7 protein-coding genes are annotated in these 7,783 nt (G+C 74.0%); 4 read left to right on the top strand and 3 right to left on the bottom strand.

The window, feature by feature from the left end; all coding sequences use genetic code 11:
• Positions 1 to 310 precede the first annotated feature (310 nt).
• The 3 genes from ABZ923_RS40320 to ABZ923_RS40310 form a co-directional block, all read right to left on the bottom strand.
• Positions 311 to 1,210 (bottom strand): aminoglycoside phosphotransferase family protein, encoded by a 900-nt coding sequence (locus ABZ923_RS40320; protein ID WP_361483079.1) that lies wholly within the window; start codon positions 1,208 to 1,210, stop codon positions 311 to 313.
• A gap of 84 nt (positions 1,211 to 1,294) precedes the next feature.
• Complete coding sequence (locus ABZ923_RS40315) at positions 1,295 to 1,777, bottom strand: ferritin-like domain-containing protein (protein WP_361483076.1); 483 nt, start codon at positions 1,775 to 1,777, stop codon at positions 1,295 to 1,297.
• Positions 1,774 to 2,298, bottom strand: a complete 525-nt coding sequence (locus ABZ923_RS40310) for a hypothetical protein (protein WP_361483074.1) — start codon at positions 2,296 to 2,298, stop codon at positions 1,774 to 1,776. The genes ABZ923_RS40315 and ABZ923_RS40310 overlap by 4 nt, the downstream gene beginning before the upstream one ends.
• Before the next feature lie 250 nt (positions 2,299 to 2,548).
• Here ABZ923_RS40310 and rimP point away from each other — a divergent pair, with 250 nt between their 5' ends.
• The 4 genes from rimP to infB all read left to right on the top strand — a co-directional run bounded on the left by rimP (position 2,549) and on the right by infB (position 7,697).
• On the top strand, positions 2,549 to 3,067 hold the full coding sequence (gene rimP / locus ABZ923_RS40305) for a ribosome maturation factor RimP (RefSeq protein ID WP_361483071.1): 519 nt from the start codon (positions 2,549 to 2,551) through the stop codon (positions 3,065 to 3,067).
• A gap of 2 nt (positions 3,068 to 3,069) precedes the next feature.
• Positions 3,070 to 4,056: a transcription termination factor NusA gene (gene nusA / locus ABZ923_RS40300; protein WP_361483068.1), complete on the top strand. Its 987-nt coding sequence runs from the start codon at positions 3,070 to 3,072 to the stop codon at positions 4,054 to 4,056.
• 109 nt (positions 4,057 to 4,165) lie between these two features.
• Positions 4,166 to 4,462 carry a YlxR family protein gene (locus tag ABZ923_RS40295; protein ID WP_361483065.1) on the top strand — a complete coding sequence of 99 codons (297 nt, stop codon included), beginning with the start codon at positions 4,166 to 4,168 and terminating at the stop codon, positions 4,460 to 4,462.
• A 145-nt stretch (positions 4,463 to 4,607) separates the two neighbouring features.
• Complete coding sequence (infB, locus tag ABZ923_RS40290) at positions 4,608 to 7,697, top strand: translation initiation factor IF-2 (RefSeq protein WP_361483062.1); 3,090 nt, start codon at positions 4,608 to 4,610, stop codon at positions 7,695 to 7,697.
• Positions 7,698 to 7,783 lie beyond the last annotated feature (86 nt).

The raw sequence follows: 7,783 nt of genomic DNA, 5'->3' as shown, positions 1-7,783 counted from the left end.
CTCGCGGGGGGCGCGCTGGTGCTGTCTGCGCCCCCGGGCGCGCGGGGCGTGGGGTGTGGGGGGGGGGTGCCGCGCGCCCGGCCCCACGGGCGCGCGCCGGCCGGGGGCGCCGACCAGCCCCGCGCCCCCCGCCACGCTTCCCGGGAGAGCGTCCAGCACTCCCGGGTCCTGAACGTCACGGAGAAGACGGTGCCGTAACGGGCCCGCGCCCCGGCGACGGCGGCCCGGCCGGGCTCCAGCCGTCCGTCCGCCGCCCCACCCGGTCCGCACGGGTCCGGACACCCAGACGCCTGAGTACGCCTGCTCATGCCTACAGCCAGGCCGCGAACTCCAGCAGCAGCTCCGCGTCCTTCTCCCGGCCGACCCGCCGGGCCCGCACCCCGGACTCCACCGCCCGGAACAGCGTCCAGCCGCGCAGCCGTTCCTGGTCCACCTCCAGCGACTCCGCGAGCCGCTTGATCCGGCGCCGGGTGGTGGCCGGGCCGGACGGCGTCGCGATCAGGTCCTCCACCCGGTCCCGCACCAGCCGGGCCAGGTCGAAGGCGCTCTCGCCGACCACCGGGTCCGGGCCGACCGCGAGCCAGGGCATCCGCTCCCCGCCGAGCACCTTGCTCTGCCGGAACGTGCCGTGCAGCAGCAGCTGCTCCGGCGGCGCGGCCAGCAGCTGCTCGCGGGCGGCGAGCGCCGACTCCACCAGCGGCGCCGCCTCGGGGTCGGTCGCGGCGCCGGCCCGCATCGCCGCCGCCTGCCGTCCGGTGCGCTCGGCGACGGTCTCGAAGGCATGCCCGGCCGGCGGCGCCACCCACAGCCGGCGCAGCGTCCCCGCCGCCTCCAGCAGCGCCTTCGCCTCCGGCAGCGACCGGACCGACACGTCCGGGTGCAGCCGCTCCAGCAGCAGCGCCCCGTCCTCCGCCCCGGACTCCAGCAGCTGTACGGCGCCCCGCCCGGCCCAGTGCGCCAGCGCCGCCCGCTCGCTCTCCGGGCGGGCCCGCGGCGGCGCCAGCTTCAGTACGGCCGGGGTGCCGTCCGCCCGCCGCACCAGCACCACCAGGCTGCTGCGCCCGCCGGGCACCTGCACCCGCTCCACGGTCAACTCGCGCCGGGCGACGGCCCGCTCGGCCGCCGCGGGCAGCCGCGCCAGCCAGTCGTCCCCGGCCGGTGCCGTCTCACCGAGCGCCCGCACCAGGCGCTGCGGTGCTTCGAAAGCCATGCGCGAGTCGTTCCCTTCCTGTCGCCTGCTGTCGGGCCCTGCTGCGGCGCCGAGCCGTACGGCCCGTCCTGCTGGTGGTGGTGGCTATCGTGTCGCCGGCGTCGAGGGCGAGGGGGCCGTGCCGGCCGCGCCCGCCTGTCCGCCGGCCCGCTCGGCGAGCCCAGGGAAGGCTACGCTCTCCCCGCTCCAGCGCACCGCCCGCACCGCGGCCTCGCGCAGCGCCCCGGCCGCGTCGGCCCGCCGTGCGCCGGCGGCCGCCCGCACCAGGTCCGAGTACGCCCCGGCCAGCCGCTCCTCCAGCCGCGCGGCCAGCCGCACCGCGGCCGCCCCGTCCTGGACCGGGAACGGCAGCGCGTACCCGGCGCTCGCGGCGACCGGAGTGCCGCCCAGGTCACGCACGGCGCGCACCAGCGCGTCCCGGCGCGCCCGGTGCGCGTCGTACGCGGCCCGCGCCTCGGACCGCCGCCGCTCCTCGATCCGACCGCCGACGACGCCGTACCCGTACACCGCCGCGTGCTCCGCCGCCAGCGCCGCCTGCAGCGCGGTCAGCTCGGTCCCGTCGCTCACCTGGCCCCCTCGGTCAGCAGGTACGCGTGCGCGGCCCCGGCGGCCGCGACCGACGCCAGCAGCCGCGCCAGCTCGCCCGGCACCCCCAGCAGCTCCTTGGCGCGCCGGTCGGCCAGGGCCCGCTCGGCCGCGGCCAGCCCCGCGACGGCGTCCTTCTCGCCGGCCGGCACGGCCACGGCGGACGGCGACGCCGAAGCGGTGGCCGAAGCGGTGGCCGAAGCGGTCGTGGTGGCCGGGGAGCCCTCCTGGAAGGCCGCCGCGTGCGCCGCGACCTGGGCCCGCAGCGGGCGCAGCCGCTCCGCCAGCCCGGGATGCGCGGCCAGCACCGCGTCGTAGTGCCCCAGCAGCCCCCGGCTGTCCCGGGCCGCACGCGCGCGGGCCCGGGCGGTGGCCGACGGACCCGTGCCGCCGTCGTCGGGCTCGGCCGAGCAGCCCACCAAGAGGGCGGCCCCGGCGGCCGAGGCGAGCAGGGATCTTCTGCGCGGCCCCGAGGGGATGCGCGACGAAGGGGGGTACGGCACGGCTGACGTCCTCGGGGGCTCGTACGAACACACGGGCGGGACCCGGCCCGCCGGTGATCACGGTACCCGCGCATCCCCTCGCTTCATGTCACCGGCTCACACAGCCCGCTCCACAGTCACGTGCTGTGATGACATGCGCTCCGCCGCGCGCCCACCCGTGAGGGACCGCAACACCCTCCGCGACCGGATACCCTTTGACCAGACACGCGACCCATCCCACAACAGCACACGCGGCCGAGGAGTCACCCGGATGAGCACCACCCAGAGCGAGAGGCTGCGAGAGCTGCTGGAACCGCTCGTCACCTCCCAGGGGCTGGATCTCGAAGAGATCGCCGTGGACTCCGTCGGACGCAAGCGGGTGCTGCGCGTGGTCGTCGACTCCGACACCGGAGCCGATCTGGACGCCATCGCCGATGTGAGCCGCGCGCTCTCGGCGAAGCTCGACGAGACCGACGCGATGGGTGACGCAGCGTACGACCTGGAGGTCGGAACCCCCGGCGCGGAGCGCCTCCTCACCGAGCACCGGCACTTCGTGCGCGCGACCGACCGGCTCGTGAAGTTCCAGCTCGCCGAGGGCGGCGAGCTGGTCGCCCGGATCCTGGAGGTCGACGACGAGGGCATCGACGTCGAGGTGCCCGGAGTCAAGGGCCGCAAGGCCACGAGCCGCAGGCTCGGCTTCCCGGAGATCGTCAGGGCGCGCGTGCAGGTCGAGTTCAACCGCAAGGACGACAAGGTCAAGAAGGACATGAAGGAAGAGGAGGAGGCGTAGCCGTGGACATCGACATGAGCGCCCTGCGGGGCTTGGTGCGGGAGAAGGAGATCTCCTTCGACCTGCTGGTCGAGGCGATCGAGTCGGCCCTCCTCATCGCCTACCACCGCACCGAGGGAAGCCGCCGACACGCGCGCGTGGAGCTCAACCGGGAGACCGGGCATGTGACCGTGTGGGCGAAGGAGGACCCCGAGGACCTCGCGGAGGGCCAGGAGCCCCGCGAGTTCGACGACACCCCGTCCGGCTTCGGCCGTATCGCCGCGACCACCGCCAAGCAGGTGATCCTGCAGCGGCTGCGCGACGCCGAGGACGACGCGACGCTCGGCGAGTACGCCGGCCGCGAGGGCGACATCGTCACCGGAGTGGTCCAGCAGGGCCGCGACCCGAAGAACGTGCTCGTGGACATCGGCAAGCTGGAGGCCATCCTGCCGGTGCAGGAGCAGGTGCCCGGCGAGACCTACCCGCACGGCCTGCGCCTGCGGTCGTACGTCGTCCGGGTGGCCAAGGGCGTCCGCGGCCCGTCCGTGACCCTCTCCCGGACCCACCCCAACCTGGTGAAGAAGCTCTTCGCCCTGGAGGTCCCGGAGATCGCCGACGGCTCGGTGGAGATCGCCGCGATCGCCCGTGAGGCCGGTCACCGCACCAAGATCGCCGTACGGTCCACCCGTTCGGGTCTGAACGCCAAGGGCGCCTGCATCGGCCCCATGGGCGGCCGGGTCCGCAACGTGATGGGCGAACTGAACGGCGAGAAGATCGACATCGTCGACTGGTCGGACGACCCGGCCGAGATGGTGGCGAACGCCCTGTCACCCGCTCGGGTGAGCAAGGTGGAGGTCGTGGACATGGCCGCCCGCTCCGCACGGGTGACCGTCCCGGACTACCAGCTGTCGCTGGCGATCGGCAAGGAGGGCCAGAACGCCCGCCTCGCCGCCCGTCTCACCGGCTGGCGGATCGACATCCGGCCCGACACCGAGCAGGCCGGGGAGTAGGCCCGGCGGGCGGGGAATAGATCCAGGCCGCCCGTCGCTGAGATCACGACAACAGCCGTTCGATTCTTGCCCCAAAGGGGTGAGGTCGGTACGGGGAGGTAGACTTACTGTGTCTGGCCGGACGCACACCCGAGCATGCCCTGAACGCACCTGTGTGGGGTGCCGGGAGCGGGCGGCCAAGAACGATCTCCTGCGGATCGTGAGGATCGAGGACGCGTGCGCCCCCGATCCTCGCGGTACGCTGCCCGGCCGGGGTGCTTATGTGCACCCCGCCCTGGTCTGTCTCGACCAGGCGGTACGCCGCCGGGCGTTCCCGCGGGCACTGCGCGTCCCGGGACCGCTCGACACAAAGGCGTTGCGCCGATACGTCGAGCAGACAACAGTTGCCGAGCAGGCAACGCCGTAAGACGAGCCGTACGGAACCCCGTGCGGCCTGGTACCTCGCGAGTCGAAAGCAGGTCGAGATTGCGATGAGCACTCGATGAGTACGCGATGAGTACGCCCATGAACTAGCGACGGTCCGGCTTCAACCCGGACCTCAAAGGAGCGAAGTGGCTAAGGTCCGGGTCTACGAACTCGCCAAGGAGTTCGGTGTCGAGAGCAAGGTCGTCATGGCCAAGCTCCAGGAACTCGGTGAATTCGTCCGTTCGGCGTCTTCGACCATCGAAGCGCCGGTTGTACGTAAGCTGACCGACGCCTTCCAGGGCGGTGGCAACGGCAAGTCCGCCGGCAAGCCCGCCCCGCGCAAGGCTGCCCCCAAGCCCGCCGCGCCCTCTCCGGCGCAGGCGGCACGTCCGGCTGCCCCGGCCCCGAGGCCGGCTGCCCCCAAGCCTCCGACGGCGCCCGCTGCCCAGCAGCCGGCCGCCCCGTCGGCCCCCTCGGCGCCCGCGCCGGCCGCTCCCGGCCCGCGTCCGGTGCCGGGTCCCAAGCCCGCGCCGCGCCCGGCCCCGGCCGCCCCGGAGTTCACCGCTCCGCCGGCCGCCCCGGCCGCGCAGACCCCGCAGGCTCCGGCCGCCCAGGGTCCGCGTCCCGGCGCCCGCCCCGGTGCCCCGAAGCCCGGTGGCCGTCCGGCCGCCGGCGGTCAGGGCCAGCAGTCGGCCCGTCCCGGCCAGGGTGCTCCGCGCTCCGGTGGCCAGGCCGCCCGTCCGGGCGCCCGTCCGGCCGGTCCGCGCCCCGGTAACAACCCCTTCACCTCCGGCGGCAACGCCGGTATGGCCCGTCCGCAGTCCCCGCGCCCGCAGGGCGGTCCGCGTCCCGGCCCCGGCGGTGCCCCCGGCGCCGGTCCCCGTCCGCAGGCGCCCGGCGCCCAGGGCGGCGGTCCGCGTCCGCAGGCTCCGGGCGGTCCCCGCCCGACCCCGGGCTCGATGCCGCGTCCGCAGGGCGGTCCCCGTCCCGGCGGCGGCCCCGGCGGCCCGCGTCCGAACCCCGGCATGATGCCGCAGCGTCCCGCTGCGGGCCCGCGTCCCGGCGGCGGTGGTCCCGGCGGCCGCGGTCCCGGTGGCGGCGGCGGTCGTCCCGGTGGCGGCGGCGGTCGTCCGGGCGGCGGCGGCTTCGCCGGTCGTCCCGGTGGCGGTGGCGGCGGCTTCGCCGGTCGTCCCGCCGGTCCCGGTGGCGGTGGCGGCGGTTTCGCCGGTCGTCCCGGTGGTCCCGGCGGTGGCGGCGGTGGCCGTCCCGGCTTCGGTGGCCGTCCGGGTGGTCCCGGTGGCCGTGGTGGCACGCAGGGCGCCTTCGGCCGTCCCGGTGGGCCCGCGCGCCGCGGCCGCAAGTCGAAGCGGCAGAGGCGCCAGGAGTACGAGGCCATGCAGGCCCCGAGCGTCGGCGGCGTGATGCTGCCGCGCGGCAACGGAGAGGCCATCCGCCTTTCCCGCGGCGCGTCGCTCACCGACTTCGCGGAGAAGATCAACGCCAACCCGGCGTCCCTCGTCGCGGTCATGATGAACCTCGGCGAGATGGTCACGGCCACGCAGTCCGTCTCCGACGAGACGCTGCAGCTCCTCGCGGGCGAGATGAACTACACGGTTCAGATCGTCAGCCCCGAGGAGGAGGACCGTGAGCTGCTCGAGTCCTTCGACATCGAGTTCGGCGAGGACGAGGGCGACGAGGAGGACCTGGTGGTCCGCCCGCCGGTCGTCACCGTCATGGGTCACGTCGACCACGGTAAGACCCGACTGCTCGACGCGATCCGCAAGACGAACGTCATCGCGGGCGAGGCCGGCGGCATCACCCAGCACATCGGTGCCTACCAGGTCGCGACCGAGGTCAACGACGAAGAGCGCAAGATCACCTTCATCGACACCCCGGGTCACGAGGCGTTCACCGCCATGCGTGCCCGTGGTGCGAAGTCGACCGACATCGCGATCCTGGTCGTCGCGGCCAACGACGGCGTCATGCCGCAGACGGTCGAGGCGCTCAACCACGCCAAGGCGGCCGACGTGCCGATCGTGGTCGCGGTCAACAAGATCGACGTCGAGGGTGCCGACCCGACCAAGGTGCGCGGTCAGCTGACCGAGTACGGCCTGGTGGCCGAGGAGTACGGCGGCGACACCATGTTCGTCGACATCTCCGCCAAGCAGGGTCTGCACATCGACTCGCTGCTGGAGGCCGTGATCCTCACGGCCGACGCCTCGCTCGACCTGCGGGCCAACCCGAACCAGGACGCGCAGGGCATCTCGATCGAGTCCCGCCTCGACCGCGGCCGCGGTGCCGTGGCGACGGTCCTCGTCCAGCGAGGCACCCTGCGGGTCGGCGACACGATGGTCGTGGGCGACGCCTACGGTCGCGTGCGCGCCATGCTCGACGACAACGGCAACAACGTCGCCGAGGCCGGCCCGTCGACGCCGGTGCAGGTCCTGGGCCTGACCAACGTCCCGGGTGCGGGCGACAACTTCCTGGTGGTGGACGAGGACCGTACGGCCCGTCAGATCGCCGAGAAGCGCGCCGCCCGCGAGCGCAACGCGGCCTTCGCCAAGCGCACGCGCCGTGTCTCGCTGGAGGACCTGGACAAGGTGCTCAAGGCCGGCGAGGTCCAGCAGCTGAACCTGATCATCAAGGGTGACGCCTCTGGTTCCGTCGAGGCCCTGGAGTCCTCCCTGCTCCAGCTGGACGTCGGCGAAGAGGTCGACATCCGCGTCCTGCACCGCGGCGTCGGTGCGGTCACGGAGTCCGACATCGACCTGGCGATGGGCTCCGACGCCATCGTGATCGGCTTCAACGTCCGTGCGGCCGGCCGCGCGGCGCAGATGGCCGAGCGCGAGGGTGTGGACGTCCGGTACTACTCGGTCATCTACCAGGCGATCGAGGAGATCGAGGCGGCCCTCAAGGGCATGCTCAAGCCGGAGTACGAAGAGGTCGAGCTGGGTACGGCGGAGATCCGCGAGGTCTTCAAGTCGTCCAAGCTGGGCAACATCGCCGGTGTCCTGGTCCGGTCGGGCGAGGTCAAGCGCAACACCAAGGCGCGCCTCATCCGCGACGGCAAGGTGGTCGCGGAGAACCTCACCATCTCCGGTCTGCGTCGCTTCAAGGACGACGTCACCGAGATCCGCGAAGGGTTCGAGGGCGGTATCAACCTCGGCAACTTCAACGACATCAAGGTCGACGACGTCATCGCGACGTACGAGATGCGGGAGAAGCCGCGGGTGTAACGCCCCCGGTTCGTGCTGGCCGACGGGACTCCCGGGCCGGCGGGCCGCGCGCCCGTGACGGGGGGGGGGCCCCGGGGCGATGGACC

This window comes from Streptomyces sp. NPDC046881 (assembly GCF_040645015.1).
Lineage (GTDB): Bacteria > Actinomycetota > Actinomycetes > Streptomycetales > Streptomycetaceae > Streptomyces.
Note: the sequence above shows the minus strand (reverse complement) of the source record. Positions and strands in the feature narration are given on the sequence as shown.

Bases quoted from the DNA above. Each gene is read 5' to 3' on its own strand.
- rimP (WP_361483071.1), top strand. From the start codon at position 2,549: ATGAGCACCACCCAGAGCGAGAGGCTGCGAGAGCTGCTGGAACCGCTC.
- ABZ923_RS40320 (WP_361483079.1), bottom strand. From the start codon at position 1,210: ATGGCTTTCGAAGCACCGCAGCGCCTGGTGCGGGCGCTCGGTGAGACG.